Consider the following 21,244-nt stretch of genomic DNA (forward strand, 5'->3'; position numbering starts at 1 on the left):
GGAAGTCCAGAAAGGAAACTTTCCCGAATGTTTCCTCTCAGGCCGCCGGAGACTTGCCCGCCCAAAAGGGAAGTGCTAGAGGGGCGGTCATGTCATACCTGAATGAATTCAAGGCAGCGGCCGGACGCACGAAAAAGATGGATCTCGGGGAATTCTCGGTCAACGAGACCCCCTTCCCCATTGACCAGACCATCCTGAATACGGTGGAGGAGGCCGGACACATCCCGTTTGCCGAGCGGGCGGGCAAGGCCCTGTCCGTGAACTTCGGCATGTTCCACATGCTGACCAGGAAATTCCACATCCCCGGCGCAATCCTGACCATGGGCAATGTGGCGGTGAACGGCGAGATGCGTATGCAGGCCACCCCGAACCATTTCAAGAAGATGGTGCAGAACGAGTCCGGAGAAGAGGACATGGGCCTCTACCACCTCTGGACCACCCTGCCGGGCGGCGTCATCCTCGACCACGTCCTGCCCTCGGCCCTGCACCTCGCAGGCATCGTCGAGGTCAACGAAGCCGTACCTTCCGAGCGGTATATCTTTGGCCAGGCCGACGGCCTGCCCCATGGGATCACCTATCATCCAATGGTGGTCGGACTGGAGTTCTTCATCGCCTCCGGCACCATAGACCGCGAAGCAATGGAATATCTGATGGGTGAAAAATTCCCGAAACAGTACGGCTAGTTCATCAATTCCCTGAGCCAGACCTGAAAGCCCGGTTCCACCTCATCCGGTATGCGGGCCATGTCCGGCCGACCGCGCACGAGAATGACCTTGAGCCTGGTGCCGGGACGATACTGCTTCCACAGGCTGTCGGGAAGACGGGCTTCGGTCCTGCGGGCATACCCGTCCGGGTCCACGTACTTGTATTCGATGATCAGATTGGCACCGGGATATTCCCCGGCATCTTCGGTCCGGACGGTCAGCACCAGCCCCGAGGTGACCTCCTCCCCGTAGAGTCTGGCCCGCTCCTCGCGCAGGATGTCATAGGGAATGGCGACCAAGCCCCAGATTATCAGCCCGACGATCACTATCCCGGCGATGAACCGAAACAGCTTTTGCGCCGGGGTACGCTTGAATGGAGTGCTGGACAAGTTGACCATTTGGTTACAATACATCCCGGCAGGCTCGCAGGCAAGGACCAGATAATCAGCTGCGTACCCGATGAACCCCCTTGCCATTCCCCAAGCTCCAAGGTAAAATACACAGTGAAATCGGACAAGGGTCAACCCATTGGAAACAAAAGTATGCGTAGTAATATCAGTCAAATAGAAGAGAGCATCCTGCGCATGACAGCCGTCGTCCGCGCCAAACAGGCCGCGCTGACAGCCAAGAGCTTCGGCGAAGAACCCGACCCGACGCTCCGTCCCCGAGGATGGTGGGTCATGGCATGCGGCGAACCATTGGACGAAGACTCATTCGACAGTAGGGAACAATCCAGGCAGTTGCTGCTTGTGGCCATTCGCCGGGCCGGCCTGAACCTGCCCGAAAACATCTGGGTATGGGACGAGGCCGGCGTGGCCCAGTTGGTCATCAGCACGGTTCCAAGCATACAGCGGGCCAACACATTGGCCCAACGACTCCGCGAAAAAGGCCTGACCATCAGGATCAAGCGCGAAACCTTCTAAACACCAAAAAGCCCCCGCGATACCTCGCAGGGGCTTTTCCATTGCAAAGTCGAAAAACTAGCCTTTGGATTCCGGCAGATAGGGTGTCAGCTCGGAAACCGCTTCAAACAGGAAATGGTCCACCAGGAAACACATCATGTGCCCGGCGGATATGTGGATTTCCTGGATGATCATGGTATCGCCGGAAGGCACGGTGACCAGGAAATCCGACACAGAGGCTATCTCGGCCCCGCTTTGCCCGGTCATGCCCACGGTGACGATGTTGTTGCGCTTGGCCTCACGCATGGCGCGAATGACATTGGTGCTGGTGCCGGAGGTGGAAAATCCCACCAGCATGTCGCCAGGACGCCCCAGAGCCTGGAGCTGCTTGGAAAAAACCTCGTCGAAGCTGTAATCATTGCCTATGGCGGTCAGGGCCGAGGTGTCGGTGGTCAGTGCCAGGCCGGGCAGAGGCGGACGCTCCATCCTGATTCGATTGGTGAATTCGGCGGCCAGGTGCTGGCAGTCTGCGGCCGAACCACCGTTGCCACAAAACATGATCTTTCCGCCACCGGCCAGACATACGGCCATGGCTCGCGCGATCTCGACCACCAGTTCCGCCTTGGTATCAAAAAAAGCCTTTCGGGCAGCCAATCCTGCCGAGGCGTGATCCATTACTTTTTTCAAAGCTGCTTCAGACATATATTCCTCATTTGTGCGTGTTGTCGTAGAACACTCGTCCAACACTGCCTATACTGCCGAATTACGCACTTGCCAAGTCCTACCGTGCGGCATCCGAGGAAAAGACTTTTATTCGGCCGCCTTTTGCGTTACAGCCCGAATCTGTGCAGTGGCCGAGACTTTTTCCACGGGCCGCAGCCGGACTTCATCAAAAAAGCATCAAGGCGAACATGACCATGACCGAATCCAAGGAAAGCACAGTCAGGCTGCTCATCACCTGCCCGGACCAACCGGGCATCGTGGCCGCAGTCAGCGGCTATCTGCACCGCAAGAACGCCAACATCATCCATTCCGATCAGCACTCCACCGACCCCGTAGGCGGTCGGTTCTTCATGCGCAACGAGTTTTTCCTGCCCGGACTGGACATGGACGGACTGGAGGAACTGCGCCGTGAATTCGAAGCGGAAGTGACCAACGGGTTTATCATGGAGTGGAGTCTGAACCCTGTCTGGAAACCCAAGAAAATGGTCATCCTCTGTTCCAAGGTGGACCATGCGCTCATGGAACTGCTGTGGCGCTGGAAACGCGGCGACCTGGAAACCGAAATGTCCATGGTCATCTCCAACCACCCTGACCAGCGTTCGTCCGTGGAACACTTCGGCGTTCCCTTCCATCATGTACCTGTGGGTCCGTCCCTGCGCGACAAGGTCACAGCCGAGGACACCATGCTCGAACTCATGGACGGCAAGGCAGACCTGATCGTCCTCGCCCGGTACATGCAGATTCTGACCCCGGATTTCGTGAACAGCTTCAACCGGAAAATCATCAATATCCACCACTCGTTCCTGCCCGCCTTTGTCGGGGCGGACCCCTACCGTCGGGCGCACCAGCGCGGCGTCAAACTCATCGGAGCAACGGCCCATTACGTCACGGAAATGCTGGACGAGGGGCCGATCATCGAACAGGACGTCATCCGCGTCACCCACAGCCACGACGTTGAAGACCTGAAACGGCTGGGGGGCGACATCGAGCGCCATGTCCTGGCCAGGGCCGTGCAATGGCACCTGGAAGACCGAGTCATCATCGACGGCAACAAGACCATCGTCTTCCGCCGCTGAGCCATGTCCCCCCCCGATCGGCAGTGCCGAGCGGGGGTTTTTTACATGGCTGTCAAAGACAGTTCATGCGGCCCTGGTTATCCCATATTTTTCAAGTATTTCTGACAACTTGACCGTCACATTCGTGGTGGTCTTAGCCACCAGTTCCAGGTTGATCAAGACCATGATATCCACCCGGAACACGGCCTGTTTCCACAGATCGGACAAGGCCTGCTGCAACTCCTTCTCCAGGCTGAGCATGGACATGGTCTGAGCCATCTGCTGCGCGGTCTTGGGCTTGAACAGCAGTGTTTCTTCGCGAGTGACATCGTTACCGAAGAGCTGCTTCTTGCGTATCTTGGACATGCCGGGCAACCCGTCCACCGCGCTCTCGGGTACGCGCCTGGCCCGACCGCTGCGGACCTGTATCTTGCTGCCTTCTTCGCGCCCACACTCCTTGAGAATCTGAATGGTATGATTCTCCAGAAGAAAATACAGAATCTTTTCCAGCACCGGTATGCTGAAATCCTTTCGGAGCGGCAGGATTCCCTTGATCTGGTCAGGAACGAATGATTCCAACGCCTTGTAAAAATGGTCGCTGGTCACGCCTATGGCGATGGCTGCCCCCACACCCAGCCCGACGACCTGATCCATCAGAAACTTGAACTGAGCCTGCTCCTGCTTGACCGCAGCCGGGTCCTTGGCAGCGCCACCCGGATTTTCCTTGGCGGCTCGGGCTTTCTCCTGACGGCCCTGGTATTGGGTCTCGAGTTCCTCGCTCACGCTGTCGATGCAGGAAACAATGGCGGCCTGGAGCAATTCCCCGGCGGTCAGTTTCTGAAACTGGGAAAGTGAGGACAATCCCTTGACCAACATGGCCTGGATGAACTTGGCCCGCTTGCGGCCTTCAGGCAACGTCCGACCGGCGATAAACCCCTTCTGGATGCGGGTCTTGCTGATCTCCGCATCCGTAGGATTGAGCTTGGACAAAATATCGTCGAACAAGAAACGAATGACCAGGAAAGTTCGCTCCTTGGTGATATTGTATTTTTCGCCCTCGAGAATTTCCCTATGCGCCTCTGCCACTCGGCTGGCGATGAATTCCTCCACGAATGCCTTCCAAAAATGCTGATCAAGCGGATGCTTTTCGATAAGTCCGCTATACTGGCCGAGGGCCTCCTGGCCAAAATAGCGCAGGACCAACTCCTCGAAATTATCCGTGATCAGGGCCATGGTGTAGACAATGCCCTGCACGCACTTGATCAGCACGGCTTCGATATTGAGCAGGGAAACCTGCAAATCCGCACTATTTTCGGCATCGCCACTGGCTACAGCCTTTTCGTAGTGAGCCAGCAGGACGCTGAAATTGGCGACGTGCTGATGGAGATATTCGCAACAGGGGTGACCCGTCCGACCGCACAACAGCTCTGCCACGCTGTTCTGCTGCGCTTCAATCATGGGGAACTCGTTGATGGCAGAACTGTTCATGTGCAGAATCTCAAGCAACAGTTCCCGCTCCATGACTTCACGCAGTGAAGACCGTTCTTTCAGAGCACGGAGCCTGGTCTGGTAGGTGGTGAGGCGCTGAGCCTTGTCAGGGCGGCCGCCTTTCGATGATGCGTCTGTCATGCGGTTCTGTATCCTTAATTGCGATTAAATATCAAAAAACATAAGCCAACTCCACTCTGTTTGTAAAAGGATAATCATTAATATCTCAACATGGTTTTCACGAGAGAGCCTCTTGACCTTCATCCGCCGACAGGCAATATTCAAACCGTGATCACCTGCACCAAATGCGGAGAGAAAAACTCCGACGACACCCGTTTCTGCGCCAAATGCAACAACAAACTCCAGTCAATACGGCAAACCGTGTCTTTCGAGAATCCGTCCGGCGCTCCTCTGGAATCCTTCCGACACCAAAACATGCCGCCTGATTCCTGGCGTTCACTGAAGCGCATGATCGAAGCCTGGGGCTACCTGGCACTGCTGGCAGCCGTGGCTGCGGGCTGCGCCTTCTATGATACTTGGTGGCCCCTGTATCCGACGGTGGCCCTGCTCGGCCTGGTCCTCTGGCTGCGCCGGGTCTGAGCCATGAAAAAGGCCCCCGCTCACATGCGGAGGCCTCAACCTTCTCTTTTATCTTCCTTCGCTACTGCTGTCCGCCCTGGTCGGGAGTCCCTTCAGGCGCGGGTTCCTCGCCCTCGGGAGGCAGGGCCTCCAAGGCCTTTCGCAGATCCTCTTCCAACAGGTCAGGAATGGGGCGATCCCAGAATTTTTCATCCAACTTCTCTTCCACGGTTTTTTCCGAACAACAAACTATGGGGGATGTTCTGGTGCATTCCGAAGAGGAGTACTCCACCACGCCGCATTTGGCCGTAGAGTCGAAATGATACTCGATAGTCCGGGTCAACTTCAGGAATTCCTTGCCTTGGACACGAATCTTGTCACCGGAAACGCCCACCACGAAACGCGCTTCCTGTTTGGCGTAAAATACAGAGAAGAGATAGATGTTCGGGCGAACCTTTGTAACGTAATTGACCTCCAGCGGGTCCTTGCACAGTATCCTTGCCAGGATCTGCTTACCCAGGCAGATGTCCATGTCCTCGAACTCGGAAGCCTGGCTCGGAAGCGGTGTCAGCCCCACTAAAAAAGCCATGCAGATGGCGAAAAAAAAGCGTCGCATTGTCAATCCTTGGTTGCCTTATCCCAGATCGAGAAAGAGCTGAAACCCTTCGGGATCAGAGGTTTCGCACCGCTCCTTGCACCCGCAGCATCGGAAATGGTCCTCCTTGAGGTACCACTCCGCCTTCCAGGAGCGATCGCAATTGAAATACTCATACACCGAAGCGTCAACGGCACCCCGAAACCGGGAGTACCCTTCCTCTTTCAACTTTTCCTTGAGCTTCATCGTCATTTCTTTGGTATCTGTATAGTCTGTAAGCCAGGAAAAGATGTACACCTGCTCCCGGCAATTTGCAAAAGCCATTCCATGGGCAAAATCAGCCCTGTGTGCCTGGGTCACTTTTCTTCGGAAGCAGGAGCGAAACAAAAAAGCTCACCGCTGCCACAGCAATGATGGCCGCGCCCGAAGTGATGTCCATGGCATAGGACAAGATCAGCCCGGCCACAGTAAAGACGGCGCTCAGTATCGTGGACAGGACCATCATCCACTTAAGCGACCGGGTGCGCTGCTCGGCCATGAACGGCGGGATGGTCAGCAGGGCGATGACCAGAATCAGACCGACCACGCGGATGATCATGACCACGCACAGACCGACCATGACGATGAGCAGGCAATACAGGAAGTCCACGGGCACGCCGCGCGAGCGGGCGAACTCCTCGTCGAAGCTCATGACCATGAATCCCCTGTAGAAAACGAATACCAGCGCCAGGACCACACAGGCCAGTCCGGCCATAACCCAAAGATCCGACCGTGGCACGGCCAGTATGGAACCGAAAAGGTAACTCATCAGATCCACATTGTAGCCGGGCGTGAGGTCGAGCAGAATGATGCCCAAGGCCATGCCAGCGGCCCAGATGACACCGATGACCGTATCCACCCGTTCCCTGGCACGCAGGGTGACCAGGGCCATGATCAGGGCCATGCAGACCGTGAACGCCGTGGTCACGGGCAGGACCGGCAGACCGAGCATGAAGGCCAATCCCACGCCGCCGTAGGAGGCATGGGCAATGCCGCCGGAAATGAAGACAATGCGATTGACCACCACCAGCGAACCGATGATGCCGCAGATGAGGCTGGCGAGAAGCCCCGCAATCAGGGCGTTCTGCATGAAATCAAAACCGAGGAGATCCATCACGACTCCCCACCTTTTTCCTGATCGCCGTGGTCGTGGGGCGCGAGCACCCGATGCGGCACATGACCATGGGTAACCAACTCCACCGGGCAGCACGCATCATCGGCGCCGCCATAGGCCATGGTGAACATATCGTCGGTGATCTTCGGAGCCTTGTGAAAATGCAGGGTTCGATTGACGCAGGCCACGGATTTTACTCCAGACGACAGCGATGAAATATCGTGACTGACCATGACCACGGTCATGTCCGAATTGAGTTCATTGAGCAAATGGAAAAGGGAACTCCGGCTGGCCGAATCCACGCTGGCCGTGGGTTCGTCGAGCAGGAGCAGCTCGGGCTCGTCAACAAGGGCGCGGGCTATGAACACGCGTTGCGTCTGACCGCCGGACAAACGGATCAGGCTCCGCTTCTCGTATTCAAGCATATTGACGCGCTCTAGGGCTTTCCGTGCCTTTTCCCGCTCGTCCTTCGAATGAGTGCGGCGGGCAATGCCTCGAAGCCCCGGCTGAACCATGCCCATGCAGACCGCTTCCAGCACGGTGATGGGAAAAGATTTTGCGACAACGGTATGCTGCGGCAGATAGCCGATGCGTCCCCCGGCCTCTCCCGGAGCCGCGCCAAGAACCTTGATCACGCCTGCATCCGGCTTGAGCAGGCCGAGCATGAGCTTGAGCAACGTGGATTTGCCCCCGCCATTGGGGCCAAGTACAGCCAGATAGTCCCCCAGCTCGATGCGCAGATCGACGTTCTCGAGTACAGGGACACCGCCCAGGGAAAACTGCAATCCCTGTATATCGATAACAGGCTCAGCCACACAAAACTCCTGAAAAATTACACGAAAGGATCATATCAATGCCGATGAAAGAAACTCTAACACAAGCCGCCCGGTCATACCACCCAGCCCCACACCCATGCAAGCACGGGCATGGCCAGGGCCGCCAGATACAACCACGCGCCCAGGGACTTGCCCGGAAGGCCGAAGCGGGTGGTCAGAAAGCCGACCGTGCACCCGAGGCCCAAACCGGCCACGAACCCGAAGGCATGAGCGCTGAGGTCGGTCTCCTCCCCGGCCCCGAGCATGGCCAGCAGCCCGAGTCCGGCCCCGAACGGCACCAAGGCTGATCGGACGAAACCCAGAAAACGGCGCAGGACAGAGCCGTGACCCCGTCCATGCAATCCGCCGCCCACGCCGAATGGACTGATGGCGGCCAGCACCCCGGCCGCGCCAAAGGTGGCCGTGGAAAACCCGATGGAATTGTGGTGCACGCCGAGGGCCATGGAGTTGAACAGGTTGCCGATCATTCCTGCCAGAAGAGTCAGGAACCAGGCCAGACCGGAGCCGATTCGCCTTGATGTCAACCAGATGAATACCCCGCCGATGACCGCATTTCCGACCACATGCGGTCCATCTGCATGGAGGGTCAGGGCCGTGGCCAGCCGCCACCATTCCCCGGACAGTATCGCCCAGGCATCCGCGCTGCCGAGCTTGAGCCACCGTTCGGGGTACAATCCCCATCCGGGAAAGGTCCGGTTGTAGACCCAAAAAAACACAATGAGCAGGGACAGCCCGAGCAAAGTCGGCTCGACCCCGCTGACCGGTCGCAGATCAACCAGATTCACACCGCGCCAGTCAGGCTGGTTTTCCTCGTAATAGAGGGTGATCTCATCCACGGCACGGGCCAGAAACCATTGCTGAACCTGGACCGCATACCCGCCGCCTTCAGCCTTGGGCCACTGATGCAGCCGATACGGCACATGACGCGAAGCCAGGATCAACGTCCACAACTGCGCCTCCCCATGCGACAGGGGCGAAGCATCCTCCCCGCGGACCTGGGAAACGATATCAATCCAGGTGTGCTGCAAGACGCGGCGCAGGAATCCGGGGTTTTCCGTGTCGATGACCATGCCGCACTGTAGAAGATTATTCGCCAGACGCAAACCTGTTTCCCCCTTGCGTTGCCACCGGCCTCCACCTATGCTCTTGCAAAACACAACGGAGTCACCATGTTCAAACGACCGGCTGTCCTTTTCCTGCTCCTTGTCTTCTGCCTGCTGCCTTCATCGGTTCACGCCGCCGACCTCGACGTCATGATCGGCCAGATGCTCATGGCCGGATTCAGAGGTTTCACGGCGGACGAGAACAGCCGCATCGCCAGGGACATTCGGGATTACCACCTCGGCGGCGTGGTTCTCTTCGACTACGATGTGCTTCTGGGCAAAGCCGAACGCAACATCAAAAGCCCGGAACAGGTCAAGAACCTGAACCGCGCCCTGCAATCCTATGCCGAAATTCCCCTTTTCATCGGGGTGGACCAGGAGGGCGGAAAGGTACAGCGGCTCAAAAAAGCCTACGGCTTCCACGAAACCCCTTCGGCCAAGAATATCTGTTCCTCCGGTGAGTTCAAGGTGCGGGCTTCGGGCTATATGGCCGGTTCCACCCTTTCTGCCGGGGGATTCAACCTCGACTTTGCGCCCGTTGTCGACGTGGATGTGGCCCCCGACAGCCCGGTCATCGGCAAGCTGGAACGCAGCTTTTCCTCCGACCCGGAAAAGGTCACCCGGTGCGCTGAAATCTTCATGGGAGAACTGAAACGGAGCCAGGTGCTCTCCTGTATCAAGCATTTTCCGGGCCACGGTTCCGCAGGATCGGACAGCCACGAAGGATTGACCGACGTGTCGAACACCTGGACCGAAACGGAGCTGATCCCCTACCGAAAGCTGATCGCCAGGGGTCAGGTGCCCATGATCATGACCGCGCACATCTTCAACACCAACCTGGACCCGGACTATCCGGCCACCCTTTCGCACAAGGTGATCACCGGACTCCTCAGACAGGATCTCGGATATGAGGGCGTGGTCATCACCGATGACATGACCATGGGGGCGATCACGGAATTCTACGGGCAAAACGAGGCCATCAGGCTGGCCATCGAAGCCGGGGCGGACATCCTGCTCTTCGGCAACAACCTCCAATACGACGAAAATATCGTGGGCAAGGCACACGCCGCCATCAAACAGTTGGTTGAGGAGGGGAAGATACCAGAAGAGCGGATCGTCAAGTCCTTCGAGCGAATCCAGCGCCTCAAGACCTCCCTTTGAAACAACGACGCCGGTTGCCCCACGGGACAACCGGCGTCATCATCTGCCATGCCACACAGGCTCAAGGCTGCGCGGCAAACACCGACACCCTGCCGTCATCGGCGATGAAATTGAGCAACCCGTTCTCGATTTTCACTTTCAGCGGATGGGACAAAGACTGGAAAAAACGCATCTCCAGATCGTCGAGCGGTGGCGAACAGCTCATCATGGTCGCGGCCATGGGACCGAAGGAAATCATGTCGCCCTCAAGCGTAAAAGAACCTGAATAGTGGTTGCAGCCGCCCAGACCCGAGACCGTGCCTGCGCCGGAAAACACCATGGACGAATGGCCCATGTCCATGACCGGATCGCCCAGAATGTACTCGGCCACCCACACCTTGCCTGCCAATCTGGGCAGGATATCGTCACTGCCGACGCTCGCCCCGGAGCATCCGGACATCAACAGAATCACCCCGGCCAGGGCAGACAGACAGACTGAACGGGTCTTTCCCGCCCCAAGCGGCATCCCTGTTACCACAACAACCCGGATTCGCCCGAGGTCAAAAACAGTTCCAACTGGTTGTCGGTGAACAGGCTCAACTCGTCACCTTCCAGGGCCAGCTTCTCAACCTTGGCCAGGTAGGTGAGGAAGGTGTATTCCTGCTCGTCGGCCGCAGCGCCGCAGGACTTGCGCGTGGAGGCCATGGGACCGAAGGTCAGCTTCTCGCCATCAAGGGCGTATTGTCCCTGGAATGCGTTGCAGCCGCCGAACCCTTCCACCGTGCCGTCCGCGCCAAATTTCAAGGTCAGGGGAGTGTCGCTTTCCATTTCCCGCCTGGCCACTTTTTCCAGGGTCCAGGTTTTGTCCAACAGAGCCTGCCGAATGGCATCCGCATTCATGACCGGCGCTTCGTGCGAACCGCACCCGGCCAGACCGGCCAATGCGACCGACAGCAGCACAGCACAACAGATTCTCTTCCAAATGATCAACATGCAGTATCTCCTTAATATGTGAATACAAAGTATGAATACCAAGACATAAGCCAGGTGGCAAGGCACACGAAAAACCCCGGCACGAGTCAGTGCCGGGGTCGGTTTTCTGCTATCGTCGAACGCACCTACTTTATTATGGGACAGGCCTTCAGGGCCTCTTCGATATCCCGCTGGGGCAACTCGAAATTGGTCAGCAGCCCCTGGTTGAAGGCGTCGTAGGAGGCCAGATCGAGCATTCCGTGGCCGGAGTAAAGGAAAACGACCACGTCGTCGGGACCGGCGGTCTTGGCGACCTCGATGGCACCCTTGATGGCGTGGGACGTCTCGGGTGCAGGCAGGAAGCCCTCGGTCTGCATGAAGAGCTTGGCCGCCTCAAAACACTCGGTCTGGAAATAGGCAACGGGTTCGCACAACCCCTCTTCCACGATGTTGCAAACGATGGGAGCGTCGCCGTGATAGCGGAGACCGCCGGCATGGATGGGCGCGGGCATGAAGTCATGCCCGAGGGTGTGCATCTTGACCAACGGGGTCAGACGGGCCATGTCACCGAAATCATAGCGGTATTCGCCACGTGTCAGGGTCGGACACGCCTTGGGCTCCACCGGGATGAACCGGACCGGGTCCCCGGCCAGCTTCTGGGGCAGGAACGGCAGCACCAGACCGCCGAAGTTGGAACCGCCGCCCACGCAGCCGACCAGATGGGTGGCCTTTTCGCCGATCATCTCCAACTGCTTCTGGGTCTCCAGACCGGTGATGGTCTGGTGGATGATCACGTGGTTCAACACCGATCCGAGCGCATATTTGGTATCGTCACGGGTGGCGGCATCCTCAACGGCTTCGGAGATGGCCAGTCCCAGACTGCCCTTGCAGTTCGGGTCCTTGGCCAGCATCTCGCGTCCGGTGCGTGTCTGTTCCGACGGCGAGGCATGGATGGTGCCGCCGTAGGTATTGATGATCATCTTGCGGTACGGCTTCTGCTCGTAGCTTACCTTGACCATGTAGACCACGCATTCCATATCGAACTGGGCACAGGCAAAGGACAGGGCCGTGCCCCACTGCCCCGCGCCGGTCTCGGTGGCCAGGCGTTTCACGCCCGCCATCTTGTTGTAATACGCCTGGGGAACCGAGGTGTTGGGCTTGTGGGAACCGGCCGGAGAACCGGATTCGTCCTTGTAGTAGATCTTGCATTTCGCGCCGATGGCCTTTTCCAGCTTGTCGGCCCGCACCAGCGGGGAAGGCCGCCAGATCTTGTAGACCTCGAGCACCTCTTCGGGAATATCTATGAACCGTTCCTGGCTCATCTCCTGGGCAATCAGCGAATCCGGGAAGATCGGGGACAACATGTCCGGGGTCAACGGCTCCATGGTTTCGGGGTTCAGCGGCGGAGCCAGGGGGGTGGGCAGATCCGGCATGGGGTTGTACCATTGGGTCGGCATCTGGTCCTGGGGCAAAAAAACTCTTTTCACAGACATATTGTTCCTCCGAACAGTTTAGAGACCTAAATCGAAAAGGAATATCGGCTTCCCGGCCGCCGTTTCGATCATTCATCGGTTCATAAAAAAAACCACTGGCATCATGTCCAGCGGCTTTCTCCGATTCTCCAACTGCGCGCATCCGCACACCACCATCCTCTTGAAGATGGCGGAATTGCTTCAGTACGCGCCTAGGAATCGGGCCGCTTGACGTTACGCCACCCGCGTCCACAAAAATAGGTGTAAGATAAGGGTGTTTGCATAGGTATTCTGGTTACTCTCGATAATGTCTCAAAGTCAAGGAGCCCTAATCGGACAGCCCTGTGACCAGCTCGGGCAGGATATCCCCTGCCCTGCCGTGCAGAGCGAAATCCATGAATCCCGTGTTGGGGGTCGGCTCCATATTTATCTCCACGGTCACGGCCCCGTGATCCTTTGCCAACTGATAGAACGATGCAGCAGGCTGCACCAAGCCGGAACTGCCGATGGTCAAAAACACATCCGCACGGTTGATCTGGTCGATGGCCAGCTTGAGCACCCCAGGCACCAGAGGTTCTCCGAACCAGACCACACCCGGCCGTAGCAGGTGCCCGCAGACAGGGCATTCCGGCGTGTCGGGCAAGGTTTCGAAATCCTCGCGGGCGTGGGTGCAGACCGTGCACTTCACCCGCCAAAGCGAACCGTGCATCTCCAACAATTTCCGGCTGCCGGCCCGGACATGCAGGCCGTCCACGTTTTGCGTGATCAGAAGAAAATTCGGCAATTGGCGTTCCATCCGGGCCAGGGCCGTATGCGCCGGGTTGGGATCGCACCTTGCCAACATTTCCCGGCGCCAGTTGTAGAACTCCCAAACCAGCTCCGGGTGCACGGCAAAAGCATCCGGGCGGGCCAGATCTTCAGGACGGTAGTTCTTCCACAATCCGTTACGCCCCCGGAATGTCGGCACCCCACTTTCAGCGGAAACACCTGCGCCGGTCAGGGCAACCACCCTTCTGCCCCCGTCAAGCAACGCCTTCACCATCTCCAAATCAGCCTGCACGATTATTCCTACCTATTTGCTGTAATGACATTTTCATTCATCATTCGACTCTTCCGCCGCATACGCAGGGAGTGGGTCGCTTGCAATCTCACCGAATAAAAGTCATAGTCCGCCACTTCATCAGCACTTAACCCCCGACCCATACACTTGCCCGAGGAGGACCAATTGACCAAGAAAACCGTATATTACATTGAAGGCGACGGCATCGGCCCTGAAGTCTGGAAGGCCACGCTCCCTGTTCTGAACACGGCCATTGAAAAGGCATACGGCGGAGCCAACGAACTCGACTGGCAGGAACTGCTGGCCGGTGAAAAGGGCTTTGCCGAGACCGGCGAGCACCTGCCCAAGGCCACCATGGACGCCCTGTCAAAGGCCGAACTGGCCATGAAAGGCCCGCTGAACACCCCGGTCGGCGAAGGCTTCCGCAGCCTCAACGTCACCCTGCGCCAGGTCTTCGACCTCTACGCCTGCATCCGTCCCATCAAATATTTCAAGGGGATCGAATCCCCGGTCAAACGCCCCGACCTCGTGGACATGGTCGTGTTCCGCGAGAACACCGAGGACGTGTACGCCGGTATTGAATACCAGTCCGGCTCCTCGGAAGCCAAGAAATTAATCGATTTTCTCGTGGATGAACTGGGTGCCAACATAGACCCCACCGCCAGCGTGGGCATCAAGCCCATTACTCCAGCAGGGTCCAAACGGCTGGTGAAAAAGGCCCTGGACTTCGCCATTGCCGAGAACAAGCCGTCCGTGACCCTGATTCACAAGGGCAACATCATGAAGACCACCGAAGGCGGCTTCCGCGCCTGGGGTTACGAACTTGCCGAAGAGGAATACAAGGGCAAGGTCGTGCGCGAAGGCCAGGACGGCCCGGGCGTGATCATCAAGGACCGCATTGCCGATGCCATGTTCCAGAACGTACTCATGTACCCGGAACAGTACTCGGTCCTCGCCACCACCAACCTGAACGGCGACTACATCTCCGATGCCCTGGCCGCACAGGTGGGCGGCCTCGGCCTTGCACCCGGCGTGAACATGGGCGACACACTCGCCTTTTTCGAGGCCACCCACGGCACAGCCCCGACCATTGCAGGCAAGGACCTGGCCAATCCTGGCTCCCTGATCCTGTCCGGTGCCATGCTCCTGGAGCATATCGGCTGGCATGAAGCTGCCGCGCTCATCCACGCCTCCGTGGAAAAGGCCCTGGCCGCCAAGAAAGTCACCGTGGACCTGGCCGCCCAGATCAACGGCGCCACCCAGGTCGGCTGCCAGGAATTCGGCGAAATTCTGTTGGCGAATCTGTAAGGATTGCCTCCGGCTGCTCAAGAACCTGCATCAAGAGGTTCTTGAGCAGCTCCAAGGAGCTCGTGCGCGGCGGGCAATCGCCCGCAACAGTGCGGCTTTTCCAATGAACCGTTTAGCCGCAGACCGCCTGCCCCTTCCCTGGCCATGCCTTCGTTACACGGACTTGACCCCGCACCCCCCTATCCTTCTTTTTCCCACATCTTTCCGACACCGCGTTTTTGCGGAAATCCCCATGCGGATCGCCTTGAAAAACTTTTGTTTGTGGTTGCTAAAACAGGTTGGGTTTACTAAGTAAAGACCATGTCTGACACAGAAAAGCGTATACTCATATTGGGCGTCGGGAACATCCTTTTCACCGACGAGGGTTTCGGCGTTCGCGTGGCCGAAGAGCTTGAGCAAAAATACAAGTTTTCCGAGAATGTTACCGTGCTGGACGGCGGCACCTTGGGGCTGAAGCTCATGGGGCCGATCATGGAATCGGATTACCTGATCATCGTTGATATCGTGCTCAACGACAGCAAGCCGGGCGAGGTCTTCCGACTCCTGGGAGAAGACCTGAACAAGGCGTGCGCCTTCAAGAATTCCATGCACCAAACCGACTTGCTTGACACCCTGGCCCAGTGTAGCATCATAGGAAGCGTACCGGACACCGTCATTCTGTATGGCATCGAGCCGGTCAACTTCACCGACATGTCCGCTGCCCTCTCTCCCGAACTTGAGGCCAAACTACCGGAAATAATGGAGATGGTCCTCAAGGAAGTGGAGACCGCAGGCGGCACCTACGCCCCGCGGACGGACAAGAACCCAGCAATGGAGAGAATTTATGTGCCTCGCGATACCAGCCGAAATCCTTGAAATAAATGACGGCGTCGCCACCTGCAAGGTCGGCGAAGGCAACACCACGGTCCAGGCATCCATCATGCTCATGGACGAAGAAGTGAACCTGGGCGATTACATCATCATCCATGCGGGATTCGCCCTGCGCAAGCTTGATCCCAAGGAAGCCCAGGAGACCCTGAAAATCCTGCGGGACATGGTCGAACTCATGGGCGGCGAAGAGTATCAACACGAGATGCTGTAGTCGCAACCAATACCACCCAAAAGGCCCGGAATGCGATGCACTCCGGGCCTTTTTTTTGAAAAGCATTCCGCTGTCAGTGCCCTACGGTCTTTGAAAAGATATTGATGACGCCGACACCTGCGACAATGAGCCCCATGCCAAGCATTGCCGGAACATCAAGGGACTGCTTGTAGAGGACAACCCCGACAAGGCCGATAAGCACGATGCCAAGACCTGCCCAAATGGAGTAGGCCACTCCCATGGGTATGGACCTGAGCACCAGACTTAAAAGATAAAAAGACAGTCCGTAGCCAATGACAACGACAAGACTCGGAACGACCCTGGTAAAGCCGTCACTCGCCTGCATCGCTGAAGTTCCGATGACTTCACACACAATGGCAAAAGCCAGATAGATATAACCCATGACAAACTCGATGTTGGAGGGGATGATTAAACACGTGCTTTTTTGCCGGGCATGAACGATGACCGCAAAAAGGTCGGACTGATAAAGGCAAAGGGATTTCGGATGACGTAATCCGGCAGGATATGGTACCAGCGATAGCCAAGTTCACGAAAATAGGACCGAGCCTGGTCAAAATGCCCGGTCTCACGGGCCGCGTGCAGGGCGGCGTCCCTCTGACAACGGGATCGGGCAAGGGGTTTGAGAATCCGTTCGCTGAACCCGTATCTCTTGAACATGAATTTGATGCGCTTATACTCACGATGCCGGGACACACCGTCCGCCACGGCAAAAAACGCCACAACCAGCCAGCACAATCCCCACCAGCCAAAGGCCGCCGCCTCGGGAATATTCCCGGCCGACCACTGCGCCGCCCCGGCTACCTTCAGCCCCAGGGCGAGCACGAGCGACCCCGTACCGGTCATGTACGGCCAAGGCGCGGCCCTCACATGGCGCAAAGAATTCTTCATCCTGATGGTCATCGCCCAAACCTCTTCTCCAACTCCTATCCCAGCCACCCCGCCCGGTCAAACCCTGCCAAGCCCCGATAATCCATCATGAGCGCCTCGGCTAACAAAGTCGTCCAGCGGAAGCATACACCGGCCCCTCCAAAACACGGTTAGTGTCACGGACGGCAAAGCCGCCCGACAACGGACCACCCCACTTCCCTGGAGACACCAGCAAAGCAACGTGTCTCCCCGCACACCCACGATATCGACCGCCCCTCCCCCATTTCCCGACCAGCCGAGGCTTGGAAGAATGGATCAGATGCGCATTTTCTCGGACGCAGCCGATCCGCAGCCGTATCACAATACGGTGAGAAATCGGCAATCCCGAAAAATCTGCAGATGGCCCGCTATCGCAAACCGGCACCAGGCCGCAACGCAAAAAGAAAGAGAGCCGGGCAAAAGCCCGGCTCTCTGTTTTTTGTGTTCGCGCCTGCTGATTACAGGATGCGGAACTTCTTGACGTTACCGGTCTTGTTATCGATGACGTGCACGCCACAGGCGATGCAGGGGTCATAGGAGTGAACGGTACGCAGGATTTCAACCGGACGTTCCGGATCGGCGATCGGGGTGTTGTCCAGCAGAGCCTCTTCAGTCGGGCCGGGCAGGTTGTTGTCACAACGGGGACCGAGGTTCCAGGTGGACGGGACCACGAGCTGGAAGTTGTCGATCTTGCTGTCCTTGATGCTCATCCAGTGGCTCAGGCCACCGCGGGGAGCGTTGACGAAACCGACACCCTGTGCTTCGGCGGGCATATCCCAATCCTTGCAGATGTCGAGGTCGCCCTTGGCGATGTTCTCTTTCAGATCGTTGACCCAGTCAGCGGTCTTCAGGGCGGTGACGAGACATTCAATGCCGCGGGCACCGGTGCGGCCCAAGGTGGAGAACAGGGCGGTGGGGCCGACGCCAAGCTTTTCGAGTACGAAGTTGACGTACTTGACGAACTCGGGCTGACCCAGACCGTAGTTGACCAGACAGGTGGCCAGAGGACCGACTTCCGTGGCCTTGCCGTCGTAACGGGGAGCCTTCATCCAGGAGTACTTGGTCTTGTCGTCCAGGCTGGTGTACATGGGATCGGTCACGCCTGCGTAGGGATGTTTCGGGGAATCATCCTTGTACCAGGAGTGCTTCACGTGCTCTTCGACCTTCGAAGGATCGAACGGCATCACGTTACCGATGTCACGGTTGAAGATGACACCCGGTTTGACGTAACGGGAGTTCAGATCGGCTTCGCCGCCCTGTGCGGGGTATTCGCCGAAGCTCATGAAGTTGGTGGTGCCGCCGATGGAGGCCCAATCCTTGTAGAATCCGGCAACAGCGATGAGGTCCGGGATGTAGCAATCAAGGATGAAGTCCATGATGTCTGCGTACAGGGCCAGGAAGTCATTGATGTACTTGTCGGTGAGGCCTTCGTAACAGGTCACGCCACCCATGACGGTAAACTGGGTGTGCGGGTTCTTTGCACCGAAAACGGCCATGGCGCGAGCGGCCTTGACCTGCAGGTGCAGAGCATTCAGATAGTGGTTGGTAGCCAACAGGTTGACTTCGGGCGGCAGGACGTAAGCCGGGTGGCCGCCGAGGAAGTACGCGTTGGTGAAGATGCCGAGGCGACCGGAGTCGACAATGCCCTTGACGGTGTCCTTGGTCTTCTGAAGGTCTTCCTTGGAGGAGACGATCTTGGGATCAGGGCGAACGGTCTTGGAAACGGCAACGGCCAGTTCTGCGGTCTTGGCAACATCGGCGGAGAGGCAGGAAGCCACATCGACGAAGTCCAGGGCATGCAGATGATAGAAGTGCACGATATGGTCGTGCATGAACTGCGCGGCCATCACCAGGTTACGGATGATGGTAGCGTTGTGGGGCAGTTCTTTATCGACGCCGACAGCATTGTCGACGCAACGGATGGAAGCGAGTGCGTGCACGTAGGTGCAGACACCGCAGGAACGCTGGGTGAAGTGCTGAGCATCGCGGGGATCACGGCCTTTCAGGATGATCTCCAGACCGCGGAACAGCTGGGAGCTGCTGCGGACGTCAACGATTTTGCCATCTTCGACCACTGCCTCAATGCGCAGGTGACCTTCGATCCTGGTGACCGGGTCAACTACGACATCGTGTTTCCCATGCGCCATCGGGGCGGCTTTAGGGGAGCAACCAGACATATTGTATCCTCCTTAAGAATTCTGATTCTGTCTGCGTTAGTTGAGCGAAACGATACGTGACTACCAACTAGAGGTTGGTGAGGTCAGCGTACATGTAGGTTTCGCCGTCCCAGTCTGCGCCATCCCAGAAATCAGGCTGCGAGCAGCCGATGCAGGGGTGGCCGGCCTGAACAGGCCAGTTGTACTGGTTGAATTTAACAGTAGAACAGTTGTTGTAGGTCTCAGGACCACGACAACCGAGCTTACGCAGACACCAGCCCTTGCGAGCTTCCTCGGAACCGAAGGAAGGTGCAAACTGGTCCATGTCAAAGAACTCCTGCCTGGGGCAGTTGTCATGCACGGTCTCACCGTAGAAGGGAATCGGACGGCCGACGGAGTCGAGCTCGGGGATACCCTTGGTCAGGAAGTGCACGATGGTACCAACCAGGGAGAACGGGTTCGGCGGACAGCCAGGCACATTGATGATGGCCTTGCCCGGGAACAGTTCGCCGATGCCTTTGGCAGCGGTCGGGTTCGGGGCGGCTTTCTGCACGCCACCGTAGGCGGCACAGGTACCATAAGTAATGGTAGCAGCAGCGGCCTCGACGACCTTGGTGGTATTTTCGAGCATGGTGTGACCACCGACCTTGCCATGGGCACCGGGCTCATTGGCAGTACCGGCCGGAGCGGTGGGAACGCCACCTTCGATGACGGCAACGAAGTTGCCCGCATTAACAGTATCCCACAGAGCTTTCTCTGCGGCGTGACCCGCTGCTGCCATGATGGTCTCATGGTAGTTCAGCGAGATGTAATCCAGAATGAGGGCATCGATATAAGGCTCGACCGTCCTCAAAATGGACTCGGAACAACCGGTACATTCGGCGTTGTGCAGCCAAACGACGTCAGGCCTGTTGTCAGCTGTGAGGGCTTCGGCGACTTTCGGTGCGAAAGCCGGCCCCATGCCCATCACTGCGGCCACGGTTCCGCAGAACTTCATGAAATCACGACGATTGACGCCGCGTTTTTCCAGCCGTTCCACGGCTCCTTCCTTGCCATGACCTACGGAAAATTTCATAGAACACCTCCGTAATAAAATGAGTCTGTTATGACGTGAGAACACCGTTATCCTCATCATAACCGTCGGGCACACGCCCGAACTCGGACCTAAACCATCTCCTTGCCACGATTCCGTAAATCGTGACACGATTAACGTTCTTTTCCCGAGTTCGTGCTATAACCCCCCGGAAAAATTAATTAACAAAGTCGTATCCCGGTTTACAAACAAAATCAATAGGCAACTTCAAAAAACTTTCAAGCGAATCGGCAAGCTAGGCAACTTGCCATAATTATGTAACAGAGCGTGCGACTCGCTCTAATAATATATTACCACTTGCCGACGAGACAGCACAAATAACATCCGGGGGCGGACTCTGTGACCTGTATGCTTTCAAGAGCCGCCCCCCTGGCAAAAGTTCTGCTAGTCACATATATTATTGACTTGAAACAATCTCCCTGCGTAATAATCGTAGTAGCACAAATGGATTCCCTCCGACCAAGGACCAAGAAATGAGTGTCATCATAGATCTCGCCATATTCCCCATGGACAAGGGCGCTTCGGACCTCGGTTCCTATGTGGCCCGAGCCCTGGATATCATTCGACAATCCGGCCTGAGCTATGCACTCGGCCCCATGGGAACCAGCATCGAAGGCGAGTGGGAAGACGTCATGGCCGTGGTGGACGCTTGCTACCGCGATCTTGAAAAGGATTCGGACCGTATCTACCTGAATATCAAAGCCGACTCCCGTAAAGGCAGGCTCCACGGCTTGGCTCAAAAGGTCCAGAGCGTCACGGACAAACAAAAATAAGGCCATTCTTTCCATGCCCACCCCAGAGACAAAACATAATCATAATAAAACATCAGGATTATTTTCCTATGGCAAGGCGGTTTCGCGGTCTCTGATCGTCAAGTTCCTGGTACGCATCCTGCCA

The 21,244-nt window shown here is 57.2% G+C and carries 25 protein-coding genes; 9 read left to right on the forward strand and 16 right to left on the reverse strand.

Annotated elements, in window-relative coordinates; translation table 11 throughout:
- Positions 1–89 precede the first annotated feature (89 nt).
- Complete coding sequence (locus tag DWB63_RS14395) at positions 90–683, forward strand: hypothetical protein (protein ID WP_128329552.1); 594 nt, start codon at positions 90–92, stop codon at positions 681–683.
- Here DWB63_RS14395 and DWB63_RS14400 read toward each other — a convergent pair.
- On the reverse strand, positions 680–1,180 hold the full coding sequence (locus DWB63_RS14400; protein ID WP_241648866.1) for a hypothetical protein: 501 nt from the start codon (positions 1,178–1,180) through the stop codon (positions 680–682). The two genes, DWB63_RS14395 and DWB63_RS14400, sit on opposite strands and share 4 nt — an antisense overlap.
- A 66-nt stretch (positions 1,181–1,246) precedes the next feature.
- On the opposite strand from DWB63_RS14400, the gene DWB63_RS14405 reads away from it, so the two are divergent.
- Positions 1,247–1,627: a hypothetical protein gene (locus tag DWB63_RS14405; RefSeq protein WP_128329553.1), complete on the forward strand. Its 381-nt coding sequence runs from the start codon at positions 1,247–1,249 to the stop codon at positions 1,625–1,627.
- 57 nt (positions 1,628–1,684) lie between these two features.
- Here the strand turns inward: DWB63_RS14405 and DWB63_RS14410 are convergent, their stop codons facing one another.
- Positions 1,685–2,308, reverse strand: a complete 624-nt coding sequence (locus DWB63_RS14410) for a D-sedoheptulose 7-phosphate isomerase (protein ID WP_128329554.1) — start codon at positions 2,306–2,308, stop codon at positions 1,685–1,687.
- Between the two features lie 215 nt (positions 2,309–2,523).
- Between DWB63_RS14410 and purU the strand changes: the two genes are divergently transcribed.
- Positions 2,524–3,405, forward strand: coding sequence for a formyltetrahydrofolate deformylase (purU, locus tag DWB63_RS14415; RefSeq protein ID WP_128329555.1), 882 nt, complete (start codon positions 2,524–2,526; stop codon positions 3,403–3,405).
- 63 nt (positions 3,406–3,468) lie between these two features.
- Here the strand turns inward: purU and DWB63_RS14420 are convergent, their stop codons facing one another.
- The gene (locus tag DWB63_RS14420) at positions 3,469–5,013 is read right to left on the reverse strand and encodes a hypothetical protein (protein ID WP_128329556.1); all 1,545 of its coding nucleotides are present in this window, start codon (positions 5,011–5,013) and stop codon (positions 3,469–3,471) included.
- 147 nt (positions 5,014–5,160) lie between these two features.
- Here DWB63_RS14420 and DWB63_RS14425 point away from each other — a divergent pair, with 147 nt between their 5' ends.
- The gene (locus DWB63_RS14425) at positions 5,161–5,472 is read left to right on the forward strand and encodes a zinc ribbon domain-containing protein (protein ID WP_128329587.1); all 312 of its coding nucleotides are present in this window, start codon (positions 5,161–5,163) and stop codon (positions 5,470–5,472) included.
- A gap of 61 nt (positions 5,473–5,533) precedes the next feature.
- On the opposite strand, the gene DWB63_RS14430 is transcribed toward DWB63_RS14425, so the two are convergent.
- The 5 genes from DWB63_RS14430 to DWB63_RS14450 form a co-directional block, all read right to left on the reverse strand.
- Positions 5,534–6,040, reverse strand: coding sequence for a hypothetical protein (locus DWB63_RS14430; protein WP_241648867.1), 507 nt, complete (start codon positions 6,038–6,040; stop codon positions 5,534–5,536).
- 45 nt (positions 6,041–6,085) lie between these two features.
- Positions 6,086–6,370, reverse strand: coding sequence for a DNA-binding protein (locus tag DWB63_RS14435; protein ID WP_241648868.1), 285 nt, complete (start codon positions 6,368–6,370; stop codon positions 6,086–6,088).
- 13 nt (positions 6,371–6,383) lie between these two features.
- Positions 6,384–7,199, reverse strand: a complete 816-nt coding sequence (locus DWB63_RS14440; protein ID WP_128329588.1) for a metal ABC transporter permease — start codon at positions 7,197–7,199, stop codon at positions 6,384–6,386.
- On the reverse strand, positions 7,199–8,014 hold the full coding sequence (locus DWB63_RS14445) for a metal ABC transporter ATP-binding protein (protein ID WP_128329559.1): 816 nt from the start codon (positions 8,012–8,014) through the stop codon (positions 7,199–7,201). The genes DWB63_RS14440 and DWB63_RS14445 overlap by 1 nt, the downstream gene beginning before the upstream one ends.
- 74 nt (positions 8,015–8,088) lie before the next feature.
- Entirely contained in the window at positions 8,089–9,138 is a 1,050-nt protein-coding gene (locus tag DWB63_RS14450) for a rhomboid family intramembrane serine protease (protein WP_241648869.1), read from the reverse strand.
- 66 nt (positions 9,139–9,204) lie between these two features.
- On the opposite strand from DWB63_RS14450, the gene DWB63_RS14455 reads away from it, so the two are divergent.
- Positions 9,205–10,299: a glycoside hydrolase family 3 protein gene (locus tag DWB63_RS14455; RefSeq protein ID WP_241648870.1), complete on the forward strand. Its 1,095-nt coding sequence runs from the start codon at positions 9,205–9,207 to the stop codon at positions 10,297–10,299.
- 61 nt (positions 10,300–10,360) lie between these two features.
- Here the strand turns inward: DWB63_RS14455 and DWB63_RS14460 are convergent, their stop codons facing one another.
- The 4 genes from DWB63_RS14460 to DWB63_RS14475 form a co-directional block, all read right to left on the reverse strand.
- Entirely contained in the window at positions 10,361–10,804 is a 444-nt protein-coding gene (locus DWB63_RS14460; RefSeq protein ID WP_128329560.1) for an META domain-containing protein, read from the reverse strand.
- A gap of 5 nt (positions 10,805–10,809) precedes the next feature.
- Positions 10,810–11,271 carry an META domain-containing protein gene (locus tag DWB63_RS14465; RefSeq protein ID WP_128329561.1) on the reverse strand — a complete coding sequence of 154 codons (462 nt, stop codon included), beginning with the start codon at positions 11,269–11,271 and terminating at the stop codon, positions 10,810–10,812.
- 125 nt (positions 11,272–11,396) lie between these two features.
- A complete protein-coding gene (locus DWB63_RS14470; RefSeq protein WP_128329562.1) occupies positions 11,397–12,743 on the reverse strand; it encodes a TrpB-like pyridoxal phosphate-dependent enzyme in 1,347 nt (448 codons plus the stop codon).
- A gap of 307 nt (positions 12,744–13,050) precedes the next feature.
- Entirely contained in the window at positions 13,051–13,782 is a 732-nt protein-coding gene (locus DWB63_RS14475) for an NAD-dependent deacylase (protein ID WP_206613175.1), read from the reverse strand.
- Positions 13,783–13,947: 165 nt separating this feature from the next.
- Between DWB63_RS14475 and icd the strand changes: the two genes are divergently transcribed.
- The 3 genes from icd to DWB63_RS14490 all read left to right on the forward strand — a co-directional run bounded on the left by icd (position 13,948) and on the right by DWB63_RS14490 (position 16,171).
- On the forward strand, positions 13,948–15,090 hold the full coding sequence (gene icd / locus DWB63_RS14480) for an NADP-dependent isocitrate dehydrogenase (RefSeq protein WP_128329563.1): 1,143 nt from the start codon (positions 13,948–13,950) through the stop codon (positions 15,088–15,090).
- 300 nt (positions 15,091–15,390) lie between these two features.
- Positions 15,391–15,945: a HyaD/HybD family hydrogenase maturation endopeptidase gene (locus tag DWB63_RS14485; protein ID WP_128329564.1), complete on the forward strand. Its 555-nt coding sequence runs from the start codon at positions 15,391–15,393 to the stop codon at positions 15,943–15,945.
- On the forward strand, positions 15,914–16,171 hold the full coding sequence (locus tag DWB63_RS14490; RefSeq protein ID WP_128329565.1) for a HypC/HybG/HupF family hydrogenase formation chaperone: 258 nt from the start codon (positions 15,914–15,916) through the stop codon (positions 16,169–16,171). The genes DWB63_RS14485 and DWB63_RS14490 overlap by 32 nt, the downstream gene beginning before the upstream one ends.
- A gap of 73 nt (positions 16,172–16,244) precedes the next feature.
- Here the strand turns inward: DWB63_RS14490 and DWB63_RS14495 are convergent, their stop codons facing one another.
- The 4 genes from DWB63_RS14495 to DWB63_RS14510 form a co-directional block, all read right to left on the reverse strand.
- Entirely contained in the window at positions 16,245–16,574 is a 330-nt protein-coding gene (locus DWB63_RS14495; protein ID WP_128329566.1) for a multidrug efflux SMR transporter, read from the reverse strand.
- 26 nt (positions 16,575–16,600) lie between these two features.
- The gene (locus tag DWB63_RS14500; protein WP_241648871.1) at positions 16,601–17,092 is read right to left on the reverse strand and encodes a hypothetical protein; all 492 of its coding nucleotides are present in this window, start codon (positions 17,090–17,092) and stop codon (positions 16,601–16,603) included.
- 464 nt (positions 17,093–17,556) lie between these two features.
- Positions 17,557–19,275, reverse strand: a complete 1,719-nt coding sequence (locus tag DWB63_RS14505) for a nickel-dependent hydrogenase large subunit (protein ID WP_128329567.1) — start codon at positions 19,273–19,275, stop codon at positions 17,557–17,559.
- A gap of 67 nt (positions 19,276–19,342) precedes the next feature.
- Positions 19,343–20,329 (reverse strand): hydrogenase small subunit, encoded by a 987-nt coding sequence (locus DWB63_RS14510; protein WP_128329568.1) that lies wholly within the window; start codon positions 20,327–20,329, stop codon positions 19,343–19,345.
- Between the two features lie 491 nt (positions 20,330–20,820).
- Here DWB63_RS14510 and DWB63_RS14515 point away from each other — a divergent pair, with 491 nt between their 5' ends.
- Positions 20,821–21,120: an MTH1187 family thiamine-binding protein gene (locus DWB63_RS14515; RefSeq protein WP_128329569.1), complete on the forward strand. Its 300-nt coding sequence runs from the start codon at positions 20,821–20,823 to the stop codon at positions 21,118–21,120.
- Positions 21,121–21,244 lie beyond the last annotated feature (124 nt).

The sequence above is a fragment of the Pseudodesulfovibrio sp. S3 genome (assembly GCF_004025585.1).
In the GTDB taxonomy this organism is placed as follows: domain Bacteria; phylum Desulfobacterota; class Desulfovibrionia; order Desulfovibrionales; family Desulfovibrionaceae; genus Pseudodesulfovibrio.